General features: G+C 44.4%; 15 protein-coding genes. 4 read left to right on the top strand and 11 right to left on the bottom strand.

Annotated elements, in window-relative coordinates; translation table 11 throughout:
• Window positions 1-271: 271 nt before the first annotated feature.
• Window positions 272-745: a VOC family protein gene (locus G509_RS0102530; RefSeq protein WP_026990089.1), complete on the bottom strand. Its 474-nt coding sequence runs from the start codon at window positions 743-745 to the stop codon at window positions 272-274.
• A gap of 194 nt (window positions 746-939) precedes the next feature.
• Here G509_RS0102530 and G509_RS0102525 point away from each other — a divergent pair, with 194 nt between their 5' ends.
• Both G509_RS0102525 and G509_RS0102520 read left to right on the top strand, forming a co-directional pair.
• Entirely contained in the window at window positions 940-2,058 is a 1,119-nt protein-coding gene (locus tag G509_RS0102525; RefSeq protein ID WP_026990088.1) for a vWA domain-containing protein, read from the top strand.
• A gap of 109 nt (window positions 2,059-2,167) precedes the next feature.
• A complete protein-coding gene (locus tag G509_RS0102520; protein ID WP_026990087.1) occupies window positions 2,168-3,631 on the top strand; it encodes a hypothetical protein in 1,464 nt (487 codons plus the stop codon).
• Window positions 3,632-3,700: 69 nt separating this feature from the next.
• Here the strand turns inward: G509_RS0102520 and G509_RS0102515 are convergent, their stop codons facing one another.
• The 10 genes from G509_RS0102515 to G509_RS0102470 form a co-directional block, all read right to left on the bottom strand.
• On the bottom strand, window positions 3,701-5,191 hold the full coding sequence (locus G509_RS0102515) for an alpha-L-fucosidase (RefSeq protein WP_026990086.1): 1,491 nt from the start codon (window positions 5,189-5,191) through the stop codon (window positions 3,701-3,703).
• A 171-nt stretch (window positions 5,192-5,362) separates the two neighbouring features.
• A complete protein-coding gene (locus G509_RS0102510) occupies window positions 5,363-7,609 on the bottom strand; it encodes a glycoside hydrolase family 3 C-terminal domain-containing protein (RefSeq protein ID WP_026990085.1) in 2,247 nt (748 codons plus the stop codon).
• Window positions 7,610-7,621: 12 nt separating this feature from the next.
• Window positions 7,622-9,778, bottom strand: coding sequence for a glycoside hydrolase family 3 C-terminal domain-containing protein (locus tag G509_RS0102505; protein ID WP_026990084.1), 2,157 nt, complete (start codon window positions 9,776-9,778; stop codon window positions 7,622-7,624).
• A 99-nt stretch (window positions 9,779-9,877) separates the two neighbouring features.
• Window positions 9,878-12,277 carry a glycoside hydrolase family 31 protein gene (locus tag G509_RS0102500; protein WP_035738401.1) on the bottom strand — a complete coding sequence of 800 codons (2,400 nt, stop codon included), beginning with the start codon at window positions 12,275-12,277 and terminating at the stop codon, window positions 9,878-9,880.
• Window positions 12,278-12,347: 70 nt separating this feature from the next.
• Entirely contained in the window at window positions 12,348-14,834 is a 2,487-nt protein-coding gene (locus G509_RS0102495; RefSeq protein WP_026990082.1) for a glycoside hydrolase family 2 TIM barrel-domain containing protein, read from the bottom strand.
• 56 nt (window positions 14,835-14,890) lie between these two features.
• Entirely contained in the window at window positions 14,891-15,745 is an 855-nt protein-coding gene (locus G509_RS0102490; protein WP_026990081.1) for a hypothetical protein, read from the bottom strand.
• A 24-nt stretch (window positions 15,746-15,769) separates the two neighbouring features.
• Window positions 15,770-17,341 (bottom strand): RagB/SusD family nutrient uptake outer membrane protein, encoded by a 1,572-nt coding sequence (locus tag G509_RS0102485; RefSeq protein WP_026990080.1) that lies wholly within the window; start codon window positions 17,339-17,341, stop codon window positions 15,770-15,772.
• A 12-nt stretch (window positions 17,342-17,353) separates the two neighbouring features.
• A complete protein-coding gene (locus tag G509_RS0102480; protein WP_026990079.1) occupies window positions 17,354-20,461 on the bottom strand; it encodes a SusC/RagA family TonB-linked outer membrane protein in 3,108 nt (1,035 codons plus the stop codon).
• 45 nt (window positions 20,462-20,506) lie between these two features.
• Window positions 20,507-21,829, bottom strand: coding sequence for a xylose isomerase (gene xylA / locus G509_RS0102475; RefSeq protein WP_026990078.1), 1,323 nt, complete (start codon window positions 21,827-21,829; stop codon window positions 20,507-20,509).
• Window positions 21,801-23,327, bottom strand: coding sequence for a xylulokinase (locus G509_RS0102470; protein WP_026990077.1), 1,527 nt, complete (start codon window positions 23,325-23,327; stop codon window positions 21,801-21,803). Before G509_RS0102470 ends, xylA begins: the two co-directional genes overlap by 29 nt.
• Before the next feature lie 737 nt (window positions 23,328-24,064).
• On the opposite strand from G509_RS0102470, the gene G509_RS21345 reads away from it, so the two are divergent.
• Window positions 24,065-25,468 (top strand): GH1 family beta-glucosidase, encoded by a 1,404-nt coding sequence (locus tag G509_RS21345; RefSeq protein ID WP_051199912.1) that lies wholly within the window; start codon window positions 24,065-24,067, stop codon window positions 25,466-25,468.
• Complete coding sequence (locus G509_RS0102460) at window positions 25,434-26,438, top strand: glycosyltransferase family protein (RefSeq protein ID WP_026990076.1); 1,005 nt, start codon at window positions 25,434-25,436, stop codon at window positions 26,436-26,438. The genes G509_RS21345 and G509_RS0102460 overlap by 35 nt, the downstream gene beginning before the upstream one ends.
• Window positions 26,439-26,462 lie beyond the last annotated feature (24 nt).

Raw genomic sequence — 26,462 nt, 5'->3', positions numbered from 1 at the left:
CTGACGACTACTGGTTTACCGTTACCTACCCTGATGGTAATGTAACTAAAGAATTTAAGGCACACTTCTCGTTAAAACGATAAGCAGCCACATAAATAACAATACCAAAACTGCCCCATGCAATCAGCATGGGGCGGTTTGTTTTTGGTGTATCTAAGATTGTAATAGCCCTGACAGTAGCGGCATCCTGCCGACCGCAGGAAGGCAGATACAGCGGATGGCAGGAATATGGCTTACTAAAATGCGCAAGCGTGGTGCTGTAAAATTCCGATTAGCTATTATAAGCTTCTTCAAGTTTGGCAATGTCAATCTTTTTCATTTGCAGCATGGCCTGCATTGCCTTTTGAGATTTTACAGGGTCTTTGTCGGCTAACATGCGGGGTAAAATGTCAGGCACAATTTGCCAGCGTAAACCAAACGGGTCTTTTAGCCATCCGCATTCAACTTCCTCGCCGCCATTCGCCGTAAGGCTGTCCCAATAATAATCTACTTCTTCCTGGTCTTTACAATGTACAGTGAACGATACAGCTTCGGTAAACGGAAACTGCGGCCCGCCGTTAAGTATCATAAATTCCTGGCCTTCAATCTCAAAAACAGCCGTCATTACAGATCCCGGCTCTCCTGGCCCGGTTTCGCCATAGCGTGCTATTTGTTTAACTTTAGAGTCTTTAAATACAGACGTATAAATGTCTAATGCCTGGTCTACTTTTCCGTTAAACCACAGGCAGGGTGTTATTTTTTGCATAGGTTTTAGTATTATTTGTTACCCAAAGTTAAGAAATATGGATAAGTGTGTAGCGGTGCAACTGCGACAACGTAAGGGGTATAACAGGACATTGCTTATAATTTACAAATTTTGCCGGCATGCAATTTTACTTTAACTAAAAATTATTACACATTTAAGCGGCACGCATTGCATTATGTAATAATTTTAAGGGCATGGAAACAAATAAGAAAAAAGGGTTTATATTTAAGAAATATGAAGCCCCAAATGTGTCTCCGTTCGACAAACTCTTCGAAATATTTACCGAATTAATAACACATACTTCAGGCGATTTAGATGAAGCTTTAGACTGGCTGCGCGAGCTGGATAAAGAATATAAGCTTACCGATAAGAATTATACTATTGATGATTTTATTGAAGACCTTAAGAAGAAAGGTTATATTAAAGATGAAGTTAAAGACGACGGCACCGGCGGATTAAAAATTACCGCCAAAACAGAGCAGTCGATACGGCAGCAGGCACTTAAGCAAATTTTTGGCAACTTAAAAAAGAGTGGTTCGGGTAACCACAAAACCAAATATGCGGGTAGTGGCGATGAGCATACCGGCGAGTTCAGGGAGTACCATTTTGGCGATGGGCTCGACAGGATTTCGTTAACAGAAAGCTTAAAGAATGCCCAGGTTAACAACGGAGTAGACAGCTTTATGCTTACCGAGAACGACCTTGTGGTGGAGGATGCCCAGTTTAAAGCCCAGATGAGCACGGTGCTGATGATTGATATTAGCCACAGTATGATTTTGTATGGCGAAGACCGTATTACCCCCGCTAAAAAGGTGGCAATGGCTCTTGCTGAGCTTATTACAACACGCTATCCTAAAGATACTTTAGAAATTTTGGTGTTTGGCAACGATGCCTGGCCTATTGCGGTTAAAGATTTGCCGTACCTGCAGGTGGGGCCTTTTCATACCAATACCGTCGCCGGCCTCGAATTAGCAATGGATATGCTGCGCAGAAAGCGTAACACCAACAAGCAAATTTTTATGATTACCGATGGCAAACCCAGCTGCGTTAAAGAGAAGGATGGATCGTACTATATGAACAGCAACGGTTTAGACGAATATATTACCGATAAGTGCTACACTATGGCGGCACAGGCGCGTAAGCTGCACATACCCATTACTACGTTTATGATTGCTAACGACCCTTACCTGCAACGCTTTGTAAACCAGTTTACTGAGGCCAACCAGGGCAAGGCATTTTACACAGGCCTTAAAGGATTGGGAGAAATGATTTTTGAAGATTATGAAACGAATAGGAAGAAGAGGGTTAAGTAAGAGGGTAAGACCTTATATAATAGATGATAGACAGAGGATGATAGACAGAGGATGATAGACGTTAGATATGAGACTTTTACAATAGATTTTTTAAATTTTAGATACATACATGGACACACAAAATATAAAGACCTTAGGACAATTAAAGGCCGCAGGGTACAAAAGCATAAACATTAAAGATGAATTAAGGCAGAACCTTAGAACCAAAATCAGCAAAGGCGAGACTGTTTTTACCGGGGTTTGGGGCTTTGAGAATACCGTTATACCCGAACTGGAACGCGCTATACTTTCGCGCCATAATATTAACTTGCTGGGTCTTAGGGGGCAGGCTAAAACAAGGCTGGCCCGCCTTATGGTAAATTTACTTGATGAGTACATTCCGTTTGTTGAGGGGTCTGAAATTAACGATGACCCGCTGAAGCCAATTTCACGCTACGCCAAAAGCCTAATTGAAGAAAAAGGCGACGATACCCCAATTAGCTGGCTGCACCGCAGCGAACGCTTTTACGAGAAGCTTGCTACACCCGATGTTACTGTGGCCGACCTTATTGGTGATATAGACCCTATAAAGGCTGCTAACCTTAAACTATCGTATGCCGATGATCGTGTTATACACTTTGGTATGATTCCGCGAGCTAACCGTTGCATCTTTGTTATTAACGAGCTGCCTGATTTACAGGCGCGTATACAGGTGGCTTTGTTCAATATCTTACAGGAAGGCGATATCCAGATTCGTGGCTTTAAAGTGCGTATGCCTTTAGACCTTCAGTTTGTATTTACCGCAAACCCGGAAGATTACACCAACCGTGGCAGCATTGTTACCCCGCTTAAAGACAGGATTGGGTCGCAGATACTTACGCATTACCCTGAAACCGTTAAGATTGCACGTACAATTACCGAGCAGGAAGCCAACCTTGACGGCCGCCAGAGCGAAGTTATACATGTGCCATCTTTAGCTAAAGATATACTGGAACAGATTGGTTTTGAGGCCCGTGAGAGCGAATTTATAGACTATAAGAGTGGTGTTAGTGCCCGTATGAGTATTACAGCTTTTGAGAACCTGTTGAGCACTGCCGAAAGGCGTGCCCTACGCTCCGGGTCTGAAAAGACTACAGTGCGACTGACTGATTTTATGGGTATTATCCCGGCCATTACAGGTAAAGTAGAGTTGGTATACGAAGGAGAGCAGGAGGGAGCCGCCGTGGTTGCCGAGCATTTAATTAGCAATGCCATTAAAACGTTCTTCCCGGATTACTTTCCTAAGATTGAGAAGCTTGAAAAGCCTAACGAAAAAAGCCCTTACCAGGAGATTATCGACTGGTTCTTTAACGAAAGTGGCTTTGAATTGTTAGACGATGCTACCGATGAAGAGTATAAAAAACAACTGGACAGCATTATTCCGCTTAAACAATTAGTGCTTAAATACCAACCTGATACGCCTCAAGAAGACCAGTATTTTTTAAAAGAATTTATCCTTTGGGGATTATCTGAAAACAAAAAACTGAGCAAAGACCGCTTTACAGAGGGCTATCAGTTTAAAGATATTTACGGTAGCTATATTAGTAAATTATAAGAATTTAATTACAATAAAAAACCCTGTTCAATAATTTGAACAGGGTTTTTTGCTTTATACCGGTTGGTATTATCTGGTCTCTATTTTTACAACAAAGGCCTTATCGTCTGTTTTTTTAGAGGGGGTGGTAAAATGCAAACCGGCATCATCAACATGAAATTTTATTGTCTCATCCGACCCTAAAACGGTTAAATTTTTCACTTTCGGAACTTGGTTTAGCGTTTGCCCGCTGAAAGATTGCAACACCACTTCGGCATTGCTTCCCGGCCAGCCTAAAACTATCGCATAAATGGTAGTACCCTTGCGCGTGTACCTGATATCTTTATCGGTATACGCCACCTTATCTACAAACATGCCTCCTTTATCGAGTTTGGTTGGGCCTTCGCCAAAAACATTCCAGGTGCGCGAGCCGTAGATGGCTTCGCCGTTAATGCTAAGCCATTGGCCAATTTCAAGTAATATATCCTGCTGGTTTTGTGGTATGGTACCGTTTGCCATAGGCGATACGTTAAGCATCAGGGCGCCGTTTTTGCTCACAATATCGGCCAGTAGGTCAATAATGTCGTTAGCGGTCTTCAGGCCAAGGTCGTTAGTATAGCTCCAGCTACCTACTGATACCGTTTCATCGGTAAGCCAAAAATCCTGGGTAATGGCGTTGTTGCGGCCCTTCTCAAAATCTTCAAGGCTCACTGTTTTAGGTAGTTCGCCTTCTTTGTGGGTAACCACCACCTGCTGCTTTTCGGCAACCGAATGGTTAAAGTAATGTGCCAGAAATTCCTGCTTGTACTTTTCGGGTATCTTAGTCATTTTACTGTCAAAGTAAATAAGGTCGGGCGAATAGTTGTCTATCAGCTCTTTAAGTTCGCCAAGCCAGTTTTGGTAAAATTTCTCTTTCGGGATGTTACCATACATAACGCTAAGCAACGGATCGTTAGACGATGTTGCCATTTTAGGGTTGTATGGGAAGTACGAAATATCATCGCCCCACTTATCGGGGTTGTCTTTGTTTATTTGCAGGTTACGGTCTTTATGGAACGACGTTACCAGCTTTAACCCACGCCCGTGTATGGCTTTGCTTAGTTCGCCCACCAAGTCGCGGTGCGGCCCCATAGCCATACTGTTCCAGGGGTTTATCTTACTATCCCAGTTGCTCCAGCCGTCGTGGTGCTCTGCCACTACGCCGCCAAATTTAGCGCCGGCCTTTACAAACAGGTCGGCCCAGGCATTGGCATCAAAATTCTCGGCCTTAAACATGGGCACAAAATCGTGGTAGCCAAATTTATCCAGCGGCCCGTAGGTTGCCACCTGGTGCTTGTTCTCGTCAGACCCTTCCACGTGCATGTTGCGCGGGTACCAGTCGTTAGCATAGGCCGGAACCGACAGCACGCCCCAGTGGGCATAAATACCAAACTTGGCATCTTTAAACCACTCGGCAGTTTCATCATATTGCGCTAACGATTGCCACGTAGGTTCGTAGTGGCGTTGTGCCGGTACATCTTTATGCGATGCACAACCCGTTAAAGCCATAGCCGCAAGTAAGGGGAGTATGTTTTTTTTCATATCGTATTTACAGCTCCTTAGGAGCGCCATATTTATAGTAAATAAGGTTGTTTTTTTTGATAGAGCTCCGGAGGAGCGGCATATTAAAATCTGGATGATAGTAATATTCATGCCGCTCTTCCGGAGCTCAGGTAAATGTTTTATAGGCACTGTGCCAGTTTCGGCTACAACCTATTTAATAGTAACTGTAACTTCCTGTGTAATATTTCTTGAAGAGTTACCCAGTTTAAACGTGTATTTACCTGGCTCTACCACCCATTTTTTAGAAGCTACTTCGTAGTAAGCAAGCTCTTTAACCGGTACAGTAATAGTAACTGTTTCGGTATTGCCTGCTTTTACAAGCACTTTATTAAAGCCTTTAAGCTCTTTAGCGGCACGTGTAACTTTAGAATCTGCTTTGGCAGAATATAGCTGCACCACCTCTTTACCATCGGCTTTACCGGTATTTTTAACGTCTACTGTAACTTTAATGGTATCATAGGTACCGTATGATGCTTTATCGGCCTTAGCCTCAGAGAATGCGAATTTAGTGTACGATAAACCGTAACCAAATGGATATAGCGGCTCCACATTTTTAGTATCAAACCAACGGTAGCCTACTAATAAGCCTTCTTTATACTCCTCTGTAGCACCACCGGGGAAACTGTTGGTAGCATGTGCAGGCGAATCAGCAATTTTTTTAGGCATTGTCCAAGGCAGTTTACCCGATGGGTTTACTTTACCAAGAAGTATATCGGCCAGGGCGTTACCACCTTCAGATCCGTTATACCAGCTCCAAACAATTGTTGAGTTTTGTTTTTCGATGTTATTGATGTCGAACGGAGAACCCGCTACAAATACAACAATAGTTTTAGGGTTAGCAGCCTTAACAGCTGTTATAAGGGCTTCCTGGCCAAACGGCAGGCTCATGTCTATACGGTCAGACGCTTCTGTCTCATAGTTACGGTTAGCACCTACAAACAATATGGCAATGTCTGATTTTTTAGCAGCAGCAACCGCCTCGGCAACCATTTTAGGGTCAAGGTCGTTTACGGTTTCTTTAGCTTCCTGGGTTACTTCGCCAAATTTCATTTCCTTTTTAGGTTTGAATTCTGTTTTGTAACCTTCGGCATAATTAATAGTAACCGATTTAGGAAGTTTAGCCGTAAGTGCTTCAAGAGGGGTAACCTCGCGCTTGGTTTTTACACCGGCACCAAAACCACCCTGTGCATGTTTAGCCGTGGCATTTGCACCAATAACAGCTACACTTTTAAGCGCATCTGCATTTAGCGGAAGCAAATTCTCGTTGTTTTTTAATAGTACAACCGACTCTGATGCAATATTATAAGCATCTTTAAAGTGCGCCTCTGTAGCAATGCTGCCTTTAGCACGGTCTGTAGCAGTACCCATTGCTTTAAGGTTAAAATACAGTTTAAGCATCCTTTTAACGTGCTTGTCTACTTCAGCTTCGGTAACCGTACCGGCTTTTACCTCGGCTAAAAGTGGTTTTGCGAAGTAAAACTCATCAAACGATGGTTTGTTAGTACCCATCTCAAGGTCGGTACCGGCCTCAAGGGCTTTTTTAGTACTGTGTACCGCATCCCAGTCAGAAATTACGATACCTTTAAAACCCCACTCATCTCTAAGAATGTCCTGCAGCATGTATTTGTTTTCGCACAGGTAATCGCCACGAAATTTGTTGTAAGCACCCATAACGCTATATGCTTTGGCTTTAGTTACAGCAGCCTCAAAAGCAGGCAGGTAAATTTCGCGAAGCGTACGCTCATCAATCTGTACATCTACAGTACCACGGTTAGTTTCCTGGTTGTTGGCAGCATAGTGCTTAATACACGCAGCCACATCCTGATCCTGAACACCTACTACGTAAGGTACAATAAGGGTTTTGTTAAGGAATGGGTCTTCGGTCATGTACTCATACGTACGGCCACCAAGGGGAGTACGGATAATATTAAACGCCGGTGCTAACAAAATGTCTTTACCACGGGCACGGGCTTCTTCGCCTATAGATTTACCAAAAGTACTTGCCATCTCCGGGCTCCATGTAGCCGAAAGGCCTGCACCGGCAGGGTAGTACGTAGCAAAGTCGTCGGTACGGCCGGCAGGTGCCCAGCTCATACGCTCAATCTCTTCACGCACACCAAGCGGGCCGTCGGCCATGTGTGCTTCCGGAATGCCAAGGCGTTCTACGCCCTCGTTAGTAAACATGCTGTAACCGTGCAGCATGCCAATTTTTTCTTCAAGGGTCATTTTGCTCACGATCTCGTCGATCTTCGCATCAAACTCATCGCTTAGCTCTTTACCTTGGTAAGCAGCGGTTTCACCGTTTTTAGCAGTGTCGTTAATCACAGTCTCTTCCTTACATGCAGTGGCCAGCAGGAGCATGGCAATAGCCGAAAGGCATACAATCTTATTCTTCATAAATATTTTGGGTTAATTTATATTAATGTTCTTTTTTAGGATGATGGCGTTTGAGGCGCCACCGGCCTGTAATTCGATACTGCCTTTTTCGAGTTCGAATTTCTGGGATTTAACGTTCCAGTACTCCAGGTCTTTTGCCCGAAGGGTTAGCGCTACCGTTTTGGTTTCGCCGGCTTTCAGGGCCACCCTTTTAAAGGCTTTAAGCTCTTTTTCGGGACGTTCTACTTTAGAGTTGGTGTGCTTTACATAAAGCTGAACCACCTCTTCGCCATCGCGGCTGCCGGTATTGGTTACCGTTACGTTTACGGTAAGGCTGCCATCTTTAGATAACGATGGTTTGTTGGTCTCTAATGTTTTATAGGCAAAAGTAGTGTAGCTTAAGCCATAGCCAAAGGCATACAACGGCGTGCCTTTAAAATACATATAGGTACGGCCATTGCGAATGTTGTAGTCTAAAAACGGAGGCAGATCGGTAATATCTTTAACCCATGTTTGGGTTAGCCTGCCTGCGGGGTTGTAATCGCCAAAAAGCACATCGGCCAGGGCATTGCCGGTTTCCTGGCTGTTCTGGGTCATGTGTACAATGGCGGGCACATGCTCCTGCGTCCAGTTAATAGCATACGGAAAGCTGCTTATTAAAACCGCAACCGTATTAGGGTTGGCCTGGTAGGCGACTTTAATTAAATCTTCGTGCTCTGATGTTATCGACTGCCGGTCTACGGCCTCTTTGCCGTTGCTTGGCACGGGGCAGTCTGCCCAACCGGCATCGCACCACGGGTGGTTGCCCACAAGTACAATAACCAGGTCGGCATTTTTAGCAAGCATTGCCGCTTTACCGTCTATGTTATTAAGTGAATACGTAATCTCGATATTCTCGCCTGCTTTGGCTTTAATACCGGCAAGCGGGGTAACGGTGTAGGGTGGGGTGCCACTGTACCAGTCCAGCAATACTTCGTCGGCTCGGGGGCCGATAACCGCAATGCGCTTTACCCTGGTGCGATCTATGGGCAGCAGGTTCTTGGCCGGGTCGTTCTTTAAAAGCACGATCGACTTTTGAGTAGCCTCCAGCGCCAGTTTTTTATGCGATTCAGATAACCATGGGTCGGTAGCATCGGTAGCAGTGCCAATAGCAGCGTAGGGGTTGCCCTCAGCCGGGTCAAGCATGCCGAGTTGTATCATAACGCGGTAATCGCCACGCAACACATCGTCAATATCTTTTTCTTTAAGGTAGCCGTTGGCAACGGCACCGTAAACACCATCTATATAATCGTCTAAAAACTGGTTGATGCCCGCTTTAACCGCTGCGGCAGCCCCAAGGTATTTATCGGCATAATATTTATGGTCGGACAGCAATAGTTTGAACGCCCCACCATCGGTACAGATGATGCCGTTCTGGCCCCATTCTTTAACCGTAATGTCTTTAAGCATGGGGTGCACCATTGCCGGTACGCCGTTTACTTTGTTGTACGCCGCCATGTAGGCACGGCTTCCGCCCTCAACAACGCCCATATGGAAAGGCACCGAATAATATTCCCTCCACAAACGCTCATCAAAATCGGATGATGTGTACGTACGGCCATCTTCGTTACTGTTGGCTAAAAAGTGTTTCATTAACGCGGCTGTTTGCCAGTAATTGGGGTTATCACCCTGAAGCCCTTTTACAAAAGCCACTGTAAGCGTGCCGTTAAAAAAGGCATCTTCGCCATAGCTTTCTTCGGTACGGCCCCAACGGGGGTCGCGAGCCAAATCGGCATTTGGGGCACGTACTACCAGTCCGCCACGGTTGTAGTGCTGGTAGGCATAACGTGTTTCTAACGCCTCAACACCGGCAACTTTCTTAAGCATTTCGGTATCCCACATTTCGCCAAGGCCATACGCCTGCGGAAAAGTTGTGGTAGGCAGCGGTGTTTTATTTTTGCCACCCCATTCTCCGGGGCCGCCAAGTGCCAGGCCGTGAAGCCCTTCTACATGACTGGTGCCTTTTACACCAAGCCTTGGTACCGATGGGTTGGTGCTTAGCGCCGCTATTTTTTCATCAAGCGTCATCAGCGACAGTAAATTATCAATACGCTTTTCGGTGTCCAGCTTAGGGTTCTGAAAAGGGTATTTTTGCTGCGATACAGCGGGTAATGCAAATAATAATAGTAGATATAGTGCAAATTTGCCCATACAATTGTTTTGATGCTGATTATTAAGGTTTATTATAAAACCGGGACTTTGAAAGTGCACAAAGCCCCGGTTAATAAGTAACTAACCCAAATAATTAACTTATTTTATCCATTCTGTTTTAAATGTAGTTTTTGTGCCAAGCGGGTTTTGGCTTACCTCAAAGGCAGTGCCTTTTTTAGCGGTGGTTACCGTTTGTACGGTATCGCCGCCCGGTAAAAATACCTTGCCTATAGCAGTGGCAGTACCCTCTGCAGCATATACCTTAAGGGTAAGCTTGCTCCAGTCCATATCCTGTGTTGATTGTGCCAGTTGTATGTGGGGTATAACCGCACCGTTTTTAACCAGTACTACAATAGGTATGTCTCCGGCTTTAATTTTGTGCCATCCGCCCTGGTATACCTGTTTGGTCTGGTAGTCTATCCATTGGCCCGGTGGCAGGTAAACGTCTCTCTCGGTAACTTCTTCCAATAGCGGGGCAACCAAAATATCCGACCCAAAAAGGTACTGGTTGTCTATTAACCACGACCCCGGATCGTTGGGGAACTCTACAAACAATGCACGCATCATCGGCAGGCCTTTTTCTGAACTATCTTTAGCCTGTGCGTAGATATATGGCATAAGCTCGTAACGCATGTTATCGGCGTTCCTGTAGCCTTTTAAAAAGTCTTCGCTATATAACCACGGCTCCCTTGGCGGCTCGCCGTGGCTGCGCACGTGCGATGTTAGCATGCCAAACGGTGTCCACCTCCTGTATAAATTTTCCGGCGACTTGGTAGCAAAACCACCCAAATCGTGGCTCCAGAAACTAAACCCGGATAACCCTAACGATAAACCACCACGAAGTGTAGCAGCTATAGCGCCGTTGTTGGTTTCGGCGTCGCCACCCCAATGTAACGGGTAACGCTGGCTGCCGGCCCAGGTGCTACGCGCCCAGATAAGGGTATAGCCTTTTTCTTTTTGTGTAATTTCAGCTACAGCCTTATTATAACGCAATGGGTAAAGGTTGTGCTCGTAAAAACCGGTACGGCCCGAGTGGTAAAGGCCATCGGCTGGGGCGGCTTCGCCAAAGTCTACTTTAAACACGCCAACCCCCTGGTCGAACAAATGCTTTAGTTTTGCCTGATACCATTTAACGGCTTCCGGATTAGAGAAATCCAGTACGGCATCCTCATACGGCAGGTTGCCTTTTTTATCTTTTACGGCAAGGCCCTGGCTTACAATTTCGTTAAACAGGGTGTTTTTTGGCGTAAAATACGGCAGCTGCCAAAGGCATACGTTAAAGCCGTCTTTTTTCATGTCGGCCATCATCTTAACGGGATCGTCAAAACGTTTAGAGGCAAATTGGTAGTTGTTTCTCCAATCTACATCAAACCAGCCGGTATCAAAGTGAATAACATCGCTTGGTATTTTATATTTACGAAGGTTTTTGGCTACTTCGCGGCCTTCTTTTTCAGAAAAATAAGTAATACGGCTCATCCATAAACCAAAAGACCATAGTGGCGGCATTGCTGCTTTACCGGTCAAATCGGTATACTCATCTAATATATCTTTCGGCTCGCCGATAAAAATAAACAGGTCGGCCACATCATCGCCCAGCATCATTTTGTTGGCGGTGGTGTAGTATTTACCAAAGTCTACCGTAATAGGGGCAGAGGTATGCATAAACACACCATAGCCACGGCTGCTCATGTAAAACGGAATAGGCTTGTACATGGTCTCATTCTGTACGCCATTGGCATCATCGGTATACAAAACCATTTTTTGCCCACGCTTGTTAAAGTTGGTGAACGATTCTCCGCAGCCAAATATCTTTTCATCAGGCTCCAGGCTAAATACCGGTGCCATACTTGTAGAATAATCGCTGTTGCGGCGCACATAAGCAAACGGAAGCGTAGGGGTATAAGTGTTTTGCAAATCGTCGTTATGCAGTGTAGAGGTAAGCAGTTTGCCTGCTGCATCGTACACTTTTACGTGCCACGGCTTAGCAATAATCTCTACTTTACCATATTTGCTTGTGTAAACATGGCCTGTAGCTGTTTTGGCATACTTCCAGCTTTCCGGATGGTTGGGCGCCGTGCCGTTAACCAGCATAAGCGATTCTTCAGCCTGGCCAAACTGCGGGCGCGAGCTCATTTTTATCCTTACCGTACGGTCTGACACAAACTTGATCTCGAATGGCTGAACGGGTGCTGCCTCATATTCCGTTGCCGGAAATTCGTTGGGCACCGCCACGTCCGGCTTCATCATCATGTTATTAAAGGCCTGGCGTGTTTTATAATTATAGCGAATGTATTTAACGGTTCCTTTTCCGGTGGCAGGGTCAAAAGAGGCCAGCTCATCGGCAAAATAAAAGGTGTTTAAATAATTTTCAAAATCTTTGCTTACATCAATAGGGGCATTCAATACGTCGGCATTCTGGATCTGTGCCGAGGCCACACCGCTAAAAAGCAGCAGGGCAGGCAGTGCCAAAAGACATTTTAAACTGTTATTCTTATTCATGTTTACTACTGTTGGTTTGGTTATTGGTTTAAGGATGGCGGGTTAGGCCATCCTTTTTTGTAAACAGGTATTATTTTGATGTTGTAATGCTAACCGTAGCCTTTTTTAGGCCGGCAGCGCTAGCGGTTAGCTCAAGGTTATCGGCTTTATCGCCTGCCTGAACAATTACAAGGCATTTGCCGCTAAGGGCTGTGTGCTTATTGCCTTTGTATGACTCGTGGCTAACCGGGTCGCCACTGCAAACACCTACAATTTTACCGTTGCCTTTAAGGCTAAACGTAATCTCGTTATTGGCCGTTGCAGCAAACACGCCGTTAGCATCGGTAATGTCTACAGTAATGTAACTAAGGTCGGCGCCATCTGCGGTTATTTTAGCGCGATCGGCAGTTGCTTTTAGCGCAGCAGGAGCACCGGCAGTTTTAACTTCTTTTTCTAAAACAGTTTTGCCGTTTTTACGCGAAATTGCTTTTAGCGTACCCGGCTGATACGGCACCCTCCACATAATGTGCAGGTCGTCTCCCTGTTTGCTTTTTTTGCCTAACGATTTTCCGTTAAGGTAAAGCTCTACTTCGTCGGCATTATTGTAGTATGCCCAAACATCTACATCCTGGCCGGTTTTCCAGTTCCAGTGTGGTAAAATGTGCAGTACATCTTTAGTGGTCCATTCGCTCTGGTACATGTAATATACATCTTTAGGGAAACCCGCAAGGTCTACAATACCAAAGTACGAACTTACCGATGGCCACTCATACGGGGTAGGCTCGCCTATATAATCAAAACCGGTCCATACAAACATACCGGCAAGGTAATCGTGTTTTTTAATTACTTTCCAGGTAGCTTCGTGGGTTGATCCCCAGGGCGCCTGGATCTGGTCGTACGCCGAAACAGTGTTGCCCGGGTTACCATCGTGGAAAGGGATATCCCAACGTTTTGGCCACATTTTTACGGTATCCGACTTTGCATCATAATAACCACGGGTGGCTAATGCCGATGTAGTCTCGGTAGCTATAAAGGCTGTTTTTGGGAAGTTGATCTTGTGTTTAGCATACGTTTGGTGCGCATAATTGTAACCAATAATATCTAACGCGCCCGATGCTGCCAGTGCATTTGGTTTATCGGCTGTGTTTACAAACTGTATGTTAGCCTCTGTAGGATTTACCGCTATTGGCGGATTCATGGCCGCAGTTACGGGGCGGGTAGGGTCGATAGATTTTACAATAGCCGAAAGCTCTTTGCCTATGGCTGCGCCCTGCTCGTTCCATTGTTCGGGTATTTCGTTACCAATGCTCCACATAAACACACTTGGGTGGTTACGATCTCTAAACAGTTGGTCTTTAAGGTCGGTTACGTGCCATTTATCCCAGTCGTTGCTGTAGTCAAACGGTGTTTTTTGTTGTTTCCACATATCGTAAGCCTCATCCATAACAATAAAGCCCATTTTATCGCAAAGGTCTAAAAGCTCTGGCGCAGGTGGGTTGTGCGATGTACGGATACCGTTAACACCCATATCTTTCATTATCTGAAGCTCGCGCTCCATAGCACGGGTGTTAAAAGCCGAACCAAGCGGACCCAAATCGTGGTGAAGGCAAACGCCTTTTATCTTAACCTGTTTACCGTTTAGGATAAAACCTTTATTAAGATCGAAGGTAAACGTCCTGATGCCAAAAGGGGTAGCGTAGGTATCCAGTACTTCGTCATCGGCTTTAACCTCGGTAACGGCGGTGTATAGTTCAGGGTGTTCTATATCCCATAAAACAGGGTTATCTATAGTAGCTTCCTGTTGCAGGGTTTGTTCGGCATTCGCCGATAATTTTACCTCTTTAGAAACCTCGGTAACTTTACTGTCGCCTTTAAAGATGGTAGTGGTAATGGTGGCTGCTTTTTCGGCAGCATATTCGTTTTTAAGTATTGTTTGCAGTTTAATGGTTGCTTTGCCGTTAGCAACAACGGGGGTGGTTATGTACGTACCCTCGGCAGCTACGTGTACCTTGCCGGTGGTTTCCATCCATACGTTACGGTAAATTCCTGAACCGGAATACCAACGTGAGTTAGGCTGTTTAGAATTGTCTGCCTTTACAATTATTTCGTTTTGTTTATCGCCGTAGTTAAGATAAGGGGTTAGGTTGTACCTAAAGCCTATGTAACCGTTAGGGCGTTTGCCAAGATAATGGCCGTTAATCCAAACCTGGCTGTTGCGGTATACACCATCAAACACAACCGAGGTAATTTTAGTACTGTCTTCTGCCTTTACAGTAAATGTTTTTTTATACCAGCCAAGGCCACCGGTAAGCGATCCTCCGCCATATCCGGCAGGGCTCTTTTCATCAAAAGCACCTTCTATGCTCCAGTCGTGCGGCAGGTTAAGCGCGCGCCATTGGGTAGTGGTGGTAATAGTATCGTTATCTGTTGGGGTATTTAAATGAAATTGCCAGCCGGTATTAAAGGCCACTTTTCTATCAGATACCGCTTTGTTATCGCTGCTGCTGCAGGCTGCAATGGTTAGTAGCCCAAGTACCGCGAAAGATTTAATAATTGTGTTGGTGTACGTTTTAATCATTGGTTTGTTTTAAAAAAGCCGGTAAACTATGTAATAGCTTACCGGCATTTATATGCTTATTCTTTTGGTTTAAAGTGGAAAACGATTTGGCACGGGCCATCGGCAGGGTTTCTTGCCTGATCGCGCACTACCGAAAGGCGTAGCGAAGAATCTGATAACTCTACAACCTGTAAGCTCGACCAGTTGCTAACATCCGGATAGTAGTCGCCACCAAAAAGCATTTCTACACCGCCGTTAAGCATCATGGTATGTTTTGCTATATCGTAGCTAAAGTTTGCTGCTTTGGTAGTCTGGTCGTTAGTGTTAAGAGCAGTTTGTGTAACGCTAATGTTATATCCACCATCAAGGTCAAAAGTCATTTCTCCCCAGTTTTTGTTTGGCATTACCCACTCGTTACCTGCATAATCAGGAAACCAGTTCCAGTAATCGGCACCTGCCGGATTGTAAGGATAATCAAACCCTGCCCATCCAATAGGGCTGGCCATATCTAACACCCATGTTTTACCTTCAACACCATTAGTTAGCATATCCCACTCAGGAGCGCTAAAGTATTCGGCATTGTTCTCTGCAATAACTACCGGCCTTGAAGCCGCTACTACTGCACCACCGCGTGTGTAAGCTGTAAAATCTACACTATACGTACCTGCAAATGGAAAAATAGTAACCACCTGTTGCTGGTTGCTGTGGCCTAACTCGTTACCGGCAGCATCTTTATAACTCCAGTACGGTATAATATCGGGCGTGGCGTTGGTCATAGTAACCTCGTTACCAACGTTTGTAACCGATATGTTTATTTCAGAGGGATCCAACGTAATTGCAGGAAGGCTCTCACGGTCTTCTTGTGGCTCGCAGGAAAACATCAATCCCAGCACCATTGCGGCAGCGAGCATTTTAGTCATAATCTGTTTCATAATCACTCAATTTTTATATTTATATTACCAACCCGGGTTTTGGGTAATGGCACCATTAGAAAGCAATATTTGCGATTGTGGCAGTGGCAACCAGCCCTGCGTTTCTGTCCTGAAGTTTTGTATAAATTCTCCACCCATATCAGTAGCGTCTATAGCTGCTTTAGTAGTGTTCATGTCTTGTCTTATAAGGTCAAAATAACGTTGTCCTTCAAGGGCAAGCTCAAATCTGCGCTCTGCCATAATGTTCTCTTTTGTAACTGCTACACTGTGTGTATCATCGCCAAAAGCACGTGCACGAACCCTGTCTAAAGATGTTTGGGCAAGGCCTGCGTTGCTATCCATATTAAGTTCGGCAGCCATTAGTAAAACATCTGCAAAACGAATTACAGGATAATCTTCGTAGTTATCGATCTGGAAATCGCCACCGCCGCCTGCAACTACATCGGCTATTGGGCAGAATTTTTTCCAGGCATAACCTGTGTACTGGCGCTGGCCACGTGTATCGGCATCAAAAGCAAGGTTTTCTCCTGCAAAATCAATAATAGTTGCATCTCTGCGCGTATCGCCCGGTGCGTATGCTCCAAAAAGTGCCGGTGTTACCGGTGCGCCACCCCAACCCTGGTTGTATGGGCCTATGTTACCGCCCCTTATGGCTATGTTAACCTGAAAACGGTTACCCTCGTTTAAATTCCAGTTAGCGTTACCAGAGCTGTTGTAACGAATTGCAAATACATTTTCGGTATTGCCTTCGCCAGCGTAAGGAACTGCTTCAGATACAGATGCCGCTACCCAAAGGCTGGCAAAGTTATCTACAAGCGCGTGGCCACTGTTATTAACTACATCATTAATATAATCTGTAGCCTGAGTTTTAGATATTACACCTGCAAGATCTGGCTTGTTGTAATAATCAGTGTAAAATAAAAAGGCTTTAGCAGCATATGCTTCGGCAGCCCATTTAGTTACACGGCCATAGTTATTGTTGTTTGGCTGAGAATAGTTTTCGCTGCCAAGGTTTTCTATAGCAAATTTAAAATCGTTTGCTATAAGCGCATACGTAACATCGGCAGAAGCACGAGGCGACTCGTATTCGCCCTCTGTAAGCGTGTGGTCTAACGGAACGATATCTCCAAATACCCTTGCAAGTTCAAAATGAAAATGCGCCCTTAAAAAACGGGCTTCGGCCTCGTAACGAGCCCTTAGTGCAGTATCTGCACCCCATTCTACATTATCAAGGTGTTCTAACAAAACGTTAGCCCTGTAAATACCAATGTAGCATGTTTGCCAAACCGGGTTGTTCATTTCTTTATTAAAGATAAACTGAAAACGGTCCCAGTCTAACGATTCGGTATTATCTGCCGTACCAAAACCACCATAACAGTTGTCTGATGCAATTTCGGTACTCATTAAAAATCCGCCGTAACCTTCGCGCTGCAATACATCATAAACGGCTATAAGGCCTTTGTAAGCATCAGCTGGTGTTTGGTAAAAGTTGTCTTCTACCTGTTGCGTATAAGGTGTATTGCTAATAAAATCTTCTGAACAGGAGGATAATATAAGCAACGACGAAATACTAAGTAGTTTAATAAAATTTTTCATTTTTAGCATTTTTTAGAAATTAGCACTAAGTCCTATCATGTATGTTCTTGGTTGTGGGTAAAAGCCCACATCTATACCTCTTGCCCAAGTTTGGTTGGTGTTACCAAAACCAACTTCGGGGTCAAGGCCTTTGTAATCTGTAAAGGTAAACAAGTTGTTTGCCGATCCATAGATCCTGAACTGAGAGAAACTGTCGCCCAAAAATTTAGTAAGCTTAGCAAGGTCGCAACCAATGGTTACTGTTTTAATCCTGAAGAAGCCTGCATCCTGAAGGAAAAGGTCTGAGAATTTAGTGTAGTTACCATTATCTGTAGTACCGTATGTTACCCTTGGGGTAGTGTTAGAGCTGCCTTCGGTAGTCCAACGGTCAAAAACATCGGTAGTATAGTTGTTAAACGGCCTTCCGTAATCGCGAACTCCATAAGCAACCTGGTTACCGGCAACACCATAAGTGAAGACAGAAAAATCAAATGCTTTGTAGTTTAACTGTAGGCTGAAACCATAATAGTAATCAGGGTTTGGATCTCCAATTTCTGTTTTATCATCTGCATTAATACGGCCATCTCCGTTTAAGTCTACAAACTTAACATCGCCCGGCTGAGCGCTTGGCTGTATAGGTGTACCATTTTGAGAGTATGCAGCAACTTCGGCAGTGTTTTGGAAAATACCATCGGTTTTTAAACCGTAGAAGTAACCAATTGGGTGACCTTCCTGTACACGGTTAATCTCGTCGATACCTTGGAAAAGCAGGTTGGCATCGCCATAAATAATACCGTTTTGGTTGGCAATACGGGTAACCTCATTTTTGTTTTTAGAAAGGTTTGCATTAACCGTTAAATGCCAGTCATCGCTAAGTTTAGCGTTGTAGCCAAGGCCAATTTCAAAACCTTTGTTAGTAACGTCTCCACCGTTGATAAAAGGAGCCTGGGCACCTGCAATTTCCGGTACAGAAGCCTGTACTAACCAGTCTTTAGTTTGTTTGTCGTAGTAATCTACCGTAAGGGTAAGGTTTCTAAACAATGTAGCATCAAAACCAATGTTTAACTGCTCAGATGTTTCCCATTTAAGGTTAGGGTTACTAAGGGCATCAGGGCTTGAACCTACCTGTAATGGCAGCTCATTAGTACCTGTACCAAAGTGGTAGTTTTTATCGTAAGAGCTAATGGTGCTCATGTAAGCAAACTGTCTTGAAAACTGGTCGTTACCATTTTGTCCCCAGCTACCACGTATCTTTAATGACGATACAGCTGATTCTTCTGGGAAGAAACCTTCCTGGTCTACGTTCCAACCGGCAGAAAATGCAGGGAAGTAAGCATATTTGTTGTTAGGGCCAAATTCAGACGATCCGTCTCTCCTGATTGTAGCTGTAAACAGGTATTTGTTATCATAATCATACAGCATCCTACCAAAATACGATTGTATGTTGTATGGAGTCCTGCCACCGCTTACTGTGTTTTGTGTTCTGTCTGTAGCAGTGTCAAGGTATGCGTGTTTAAAATCATCAAAGATAAGGTTTCTACCTGTAGCACTTTGGTATTCTAAGTTACGCTCGCGGGCAGATGTACCTACAAGTACGTCGATATTATGTTTGCCTAAAGAGGTCTTGTATTGTAGAGTATTATCCCATATCCATGAAAAGTTTTGGTTAGAGCTTTGTGTAACCGATGATACTGTGTTATAAGTTACCGATGACAGTTCGTAAATTGGCACAAAAGAACGGTAGCTGCTATCGCTAATGTCTATACCAAACGATGTCCTGAAGGTAAAGTTTCTTGCAAAAGTAAGCTCTGCAAAAATGTTACCTACATAACGGTTTATTTTGTTCTCGTTAAAGTTAGTGTAGTACAAAGCACCTAATGGGTTAGCAATATCAGCACTAATGTCTGATCTTCCATAATCACCATTTTCGTCGTAAGTAGCATAGTTAGGTGGTGCATTAAGGAAACTCCTTATAGAGTTAACATAAATACCATCATCTGCCACACCTGTACTTTTTATTTTAGCGTAAGAAAAATTCTGACCCACTTTTAGGCGGTCTTTAATTACGTTAAAAGTTGTATTGGCTGTAAACGTAATACGATCGTAAGAAGACTGGTTGGTTTGCCCACCAATAAGGCCATCCTGACCGTAGTATGATAAGCCTGTGCTGTAAGTAGCCTTGCTATCGCCACCGTTAATTAATAACGAGTGGTTTTGTTTCATGGCACCATCATTAAACAACTCATCCTGCCAGTTGTTGTTTGGGGCACTGTCTATTTGCTGCTGTGTATAAAGTGGTGCTAAACCAGAGTTTACACGGGCCTCGTTCATAATAGTACCATACTGCTGTGCATTTAAAAGGTCTAACCTTTTATAAGCTTCCTGGAAACCTGTGTAGCTGTTTAAAGACACATTCATTTTACCATCGGCACCTTTTTTAGTAGTAACAAGTACTACACCGTTTGCGGCACGAGCCCCGTAAATAGACGCTGCTGCAGCATCTTTAAGTACGTCGATCCTTTCAATGCTCGATGGGTCAAGGTAACCAATACCGTTGTCTACAACAACACCATCTACAACATATAGTGGTGTGCTGTTACCTGCGGTACCTACACCACGAATGTTTACCGTCATGGCAGCACCGGGCTGGCCAGAGGTAGACGTAATAGATACACCCGAAGACTGGCCCTGAAGCGCGCTTGTAGCATCTATACTGTTGGTTTGCTGTAAGTCTTTACCGCTTACTACTGTTGTAGCAGCCGTAGACACCTTTCTTTTTTGGGTACCGTAACCTACAACAACTATCTCGTTAAGTTCTGAGGCGCTGGATACCAGGGTAATGTTAATGGCAGTCTGGCCATTGGCAGCAACTTCTTGTGTGGCATAGCCCACAAAACTAAATACTAATGTAGCGTTTGGGTTTACGCTAATAGAGTAGTTTCCGTCAATATCGGCGCTAACGCCGTTAGTAGTACCTTTTTCAATGATATTTACCCCCGGTAAACCAAGGCCGTCTTCGGCTGCAATAATTTTTCCGGTAATGGTTTGCTGTTGGGCAAATGCCGGCAGGGCCAGCAGGGCAAATACAAATGACAAGCAAAAGGTAAGCACTTTTGGCGGAATACAAATTTTACTTTTCATAATTGTTAGAGTGTTTGGTTAGAGTTCGTTTTGTTAGTAAATCTCCTAATAAGCATTGGCAATAATTTGTTCAAAAAGTTCTTGTTGGCCGCTTTTAGGTAAAGGTTCTCCATTCTGACGGGCAATAGCATTAAGGTCTTGTAAAGTGAGCTCTCCTTTTTCGAACCCGGCGCCTTTGCCGCTGTCAAATGATGCGTAGCGCTCTGTGCGCAGCTGCATATAGTTTGTATTCTTTAAAATATGTTCAGCGCTAATAAGGCCACGTGCAAACGTATCCATACCGCTAATGTGGGCAATAAATTTATCGTCAAGGTCTACAGAGTTTCTGCGCACTTTAGCATCAAAGTTTACACCGCCGCCCTGTAAGCCGCCATTTTTAAGCAACACAAGCATGGCCTGTGTAGTCTCGTAAATGTCTATCGGAAACTGGTCTGTATCCCAGCCGTTCTGGTAGTCGCCACGGTTGGCATCAATACTGCCCAGCAAGCCTGCGTTGGCAGCAACCTGTAGTTCGTGCTCAAAAGTATGGCCCGCCAGTGTAGCGTGGTTAACCTCTATATTAAGTTTAAAATCGTTCTGTAAGCCGTATTTGTTAATAAAACCAATGCAGGTAGCAGCATCAAAATCGTACTGGTGTTTCATTGGTTCCATTGGCTTAGGCTCTAATAAAAAAGCACCTTTAAAGCCCTGGCTGCGTGCGTAGTCTCTACAAATGGTAAGAAACTGTGCCATGTGATCCTGCTCGCGTTGCATATCGGTATTAAGAAGGCTCATGTAACCTTCGCGGCCACCCCAAAAAACGTAATTTTCGCCACCCAATGCAATAGTAGCATCAATAGCAATTTTAGCCTGTGCACCGGCGTAAGCCACAACATCAAAATTTGGGTTGGTAGCGGCACCATTCATGTAACGTGGGTTACTGAATAAGTTACTTGTACCCCAAAGCAGTTTAATGCCCGATTCTTTCTGCTTTTCTTTAGCATATTCTACCATTGCCTGTATGCGGTCTTCAAACTCGGCCAATGTAGGAGCCTCGTCTACTAAATCAACATCATGAAAGCAATAGTACGGTATGCCCAGTTTTTCCATAAACTCAAAACCGGCATCCATTTTATCTTTAGCGCGGGCAACAGCGTTATCTTTACTATTCCAGGCATGCGTCTCAGTACCCGGGCCAAAAGGGTCGCCACCTGTATTGCACAGTGTATGCCAGTATGCCATGGCAAATTTAAAATGGTCTTTAAGCGATTTACCCGCTACAACACGGTTCTCGTCATACCATTTAAACGCCATTGGATTCTGGCTGTCGCGGCCTTCGAATTTTATTTTGTCTACAGCCTTAAAGTAAGCTTGTTTTGTTGTACTCATGTTGTTTATTTTCAATTGTAATGTATTCTTTCCAGTTTTGGTAGATGTCGCCATATTGGTTAGACAGAGCAGCGTTAGGCTCTATACGCTCCAGGCATTGCAACTCATCAAACGCTTCGGTTAACGATGCGTAGTACCCAAAGCCATAAGCGGCCCCGCGTGCAGCGCCATCAGCGCCAGATGTGTTGTAAAGCTCTACCGTAGTTTGTGTGGTGTTGGCAAAAATTTCTCTAAACACAGGGCTTAAAAAAAGGTTGGCCTTACCCGCACGCACCACAGTGCCCGATGCGCCTATCTCTTTCATAACATCAAAACCGTAGTTCATGGCAAATACAATACCCTCGCAGGCTGCACGTACCAGCTCCGGCGACTGGTGAATATTAAAGTTTAGGTTCTGGATGCCCGATGATGCAGGCTTATTATTAAAGATGCGCTCTACACCATTACCAAACGGGTAAAAGCGAAGGCCTTTACTGCCCGCTTCGGCTTTAGCAGCTTCGGCATTTAATTTATCGTACGATATAAGTTCGGCACTGCCAACAGACAGTGTACGGCGAATCCATTGGTACAGGCTGCCTGCACCGTTAATGCAAAGCAGTACGCCGTTGGCTTTCTGGGCCTCGGTATTATTAACGTGTAAAAAAGTGTTTACACGGTTGGTAGCATCGTAAGCATCTTTCTCTGTAACGGCATAAATTACGGCCGATGTACCTGCTGTGGTAGCAATTTCGCCCGGTTTAAGCACATTAAGCGATAAGGCATTATTAGGCTGGTCGCCCGCGCGGTAGGTAATTTTAACATCGGCACTTAAGCCAAGTTGTGCAGCAATGGCAGGATCTACCGTGGCCTGTATGCCAAAGCTCGGAACGATCTCTGGTATAATGGCTGCAGGCAGCTCCATAGCATCAAGAACTTCTACAGCAAGGCGGCCGTTAGGGAAATTCCATAACGAAGCCTCAGAAAGGCCCGATGTACTGGTTTGCGCCACGCCCGATAGTTTGGCGGCAATAAAATCGCCGGGAAGCATCATGTATTTAGCCTTAGCAAAAACCTCTGGCTCGTTATCTTTAACCCATTTAATTTTAGATGCGGTAAAGTTACCCGGGCTGCCTAAAATCATCGACTGGCTGTTGGCATGGCCAAGGGCATTGTAAGCAGCATCGCCAATTTGGGCAGCGCGGCTATCGCACCATATAATAGAGGGGCGTACCGGCTCCATGTTTTCGTCTACCAGCACAAGGCCGTGCATTTGGTAGGCAATACCAATACCGGCTATTTTTTTTAGGTCTACATTATGTTTAGCCCCTAAAGCTTTAATACCGGTTTGCACATACTGCCACCATGCAGATGGGTCCTGTTCTGCCCAGTCAAACTTTAAGGCCACAATATCCATCTCAAAATCGGGCACGCTTACGGCTGCAACGGTTGTACCCTTTGCAGCATCAAGTACCGAAAGTTTTATAGAGGAGCTTCCTAAATCTATTCCTAAAAAATACATAAGCTGTAATTATAAATTTTAATAAATCCTTTAGAATCGTGGCAAATTTACTACAACGTTTTTTAATATGGTTAATATGACCACAAGTATATGACATATTTTTTATATCAACAAAAAATTAAAGCTATAATTTTATTATTCGTATAAATAAGCGGTATTTATATGATATATTAAAATTATATGCCCGTATTATAAATTTGTTGATTTTGCCCGAATTTACTGGGCTTTGAAAAGATTTATGATTTGGAGATTTATATGTTAAAATCTTCTAAAAAAAATGAAGAAAATGTAATGCCAACTATTTCGATAAAGTCGATAAGATTATTGCCTCTTTTTGAAGCGATAATTTAATTTGCCATCATTGAATCTGATGGCGAAGATAGCCAAAATTTTTGCATCAATATTCGAGAAGAAAAAAGATACACACATAATAATATAATCTTACTACGAAAGTCACAAAGCTATACATATTCGACAATCGCAACGACTACAGAGGTGCAGCTTTGTTTCTTCGGGGTAATTATCTTTATTATGTAAATCAATAACAGTTTGTTAACCATAGCGTTACATCTAAATAATTTTACTGGTCGTAATTTGTATAAAACATTTGATATGAAATTCTTCAGCTTCAAATTTCTCGCATCCTTCAGAGAATGGCTTTTTTTAAGGGCCATGCAGTCTACTTTCCTTCATTAATTGTTTTAGATATTAGAAAACACAGGAGGACGTATTGCTGAATGGATATACTACATAACTCAGGGTTAAGCAGGGCACAATTTGGTGATGATTTTGAGTGGGGTGTTTCTACCGCCGCTTTCCAGATTGAGGGCTCGCACGATGCAGATGGAAAAGGACTGTCTATCTGGGATGTTTTTACAGCCCGAAAAGGCAAGATAAAAGGTGCCCACCATGCCCGTACCGCCTGCGATTTTTACAACACCTATACTACCGACATTGATTTACTGCGCGAACTGAAGATTCCCAATTTCAGGTTTTCGTTCAGTTGGTCGCGGCTGTTGCCTAATGGCACCGGTGTCGTTAACCAGGCCGGTATAGACTACTACAACAAACTTATAGATTACATGCTACAATGCGGCATAGAGCCCTGGGTAACACTTTACCATTGGGATTTGCCCCATGCCCTGGAGCTTAAAGGCGGGTGGACCAACCGCGATTGCATTACCTGGTTTACGGAGTATGCCGAATTGTGCGCCCACCATTTTGGCGACAGGGTAAAAAACTGGATGGTTATTAACGAGCCATCGGTATTTACGGGGGCGGGCTACTTTTTGGGTATCCATGCGCCGGGCAGGAGAGGGCTATCCAACTACGGCAAGGCATTGCACTACGTTACCCTGGCTACAGGGGCAGGGGGCAGGGTACTGCGCCGCCTGTTGCCTGATGCCAATATTGGTACTACCTTTTCGTGCACGCATATAGAGCCGGCGTCAAACAGCGTTCGCGATGTTGCTGCTGCAAAACGGGTAGATACGCTGCTTAACCGCACTTTTATAGAACCTATTCTTGGTTTGGGCTACCCTGTAGCCGATTTGCCCGTGCTTAAAAACCTAAGCAAATACATGCAGCCCGGCGATATAGAGGGCATGGCATTCGATTTTGACTTTATTGGCCTGCAATGCTACACGCGCGAGGTGGTAAAGGCTTCCTTCTTTACACCTTATGTGGGTGCTAAGCTTATTCCTGCCATAAAACGTAAGGTGCCGTTTACCGAGATGGGCTGGGAGGTGTACCCAGAGACCATGTACCATATCCTTAAAAAATTCAGTGCCTACAAAGGCATCAAAAAAATAATTATTACCGAAAATGGTGCTGCCTTTCCAGACACGGTTGTTAACGGAGCCGTTAACGATGTGCATCGCACAAAATACATTCAGGATAATTTGCACCAACTTGTAAAAGCAAAAAATGAAGGTGTAAAAGTAGACGGCTATTTTGTGTGGAGCCTTACCGACAATTTTGAATGGGCCGAAGGCTACCACCCAAGGTTTGGGTTGATTTATGTTGATTTCGAAATCCAAAAGCGAATTATTAAACAATCCGGACACTGGTTTCGTGATTTTTTATCAGAAAATAAAGACAATAAAAATGAAGATTCTTTACGCTATACAGGGCACCGGTAACGGGCATTTAAGCCGGGCCATAGATATAATTCCGTGCCTGCAAAAGCACGGTGAGGTAGATATTTTGGTTAGCGGCACCCAGGGCGACCTGCAATTGCCGTTTCCGGTTAAGTATAAAGTAAAGGGGCTGAGCTTTATTTTTGGTAAGAGCGGCGGCGTAGACCTCTGGAAAACAGTAACTAAGTCGCATATACGCAAGCTTATAAAAAGCATCCGCCAGCTACCGGTAGAAGATTACGACCTTGTGGTTAACGATTTTGAGCCGGTATCTGCCTGGGCCTGTTACTTTAAAGATAAGCCGTGTATTGCATTGAGCCACCAAAGTGCGGTGTTAAACAAGCAGTTCCCTAAACCGGACGTGGTAGATAAAATGGGATTGCTCATCTTAAAAAACTATGCCCCAGCCGATTATAAGTACGGGTTTCACTTTAAAGGCAATAACGATACTATTTTTACGCCCGTAATCAGGCAGCAGGTGCGCAACCACGAAATTACTAACGAAGGCCACTACACGGTGTATCTGCCATCTTACGATGATAAAACCCTGATAAGCAGGCTGTCTGAATATAAAGATATTAAGTGGGATGTGTTTTCTAAGCACAACACTAAAGCTGTTGTAAAGAAAAACATAACCATACAACCCATTAATAATGCTATGTTTACGGCCAGTATGGCATCATCCAGCGGGGTGCTGTGCGGGGCCGGCTTCGAAACCCCTGCCGAGGCGCTTTACCTGGGTAAAAAGCTGTTGGTCATCCCTATGAAAAACCAGTACGAACAGCAGCTCAATGCCGCGGCCTTACAGGCTATGGGCGTGCCGGTTATTAAAAGCCTCAAGCCAAAATACGAACCTGTTATAGCCAACTGGCTGCAAAACGGAACACCCATACCGGTTGATTATAAAGATGTTACCCAACAAATTATAGACCGCATTGTTTTAGAGCATACCGTGGTGCCATTGTTGATATAGTTTATTTGACGCAGGCAATTGCAT

Source organism: Flavobacterium subsaxonicum WB 4.1-42 = DSM 21790 (assembly GCF_000422725.1).
Lineage (GTDB): Bacteria > Bacteroidota > Bacteroidia > Flavobacteriales > Flavobacteriaceae > Flavobacterium > Flavobacterium subsaxonicum.
Note: the sequence above shows the minus strand (reverse complement) of the source record. Positions and strands in the feature narration are given on the sequence as shown.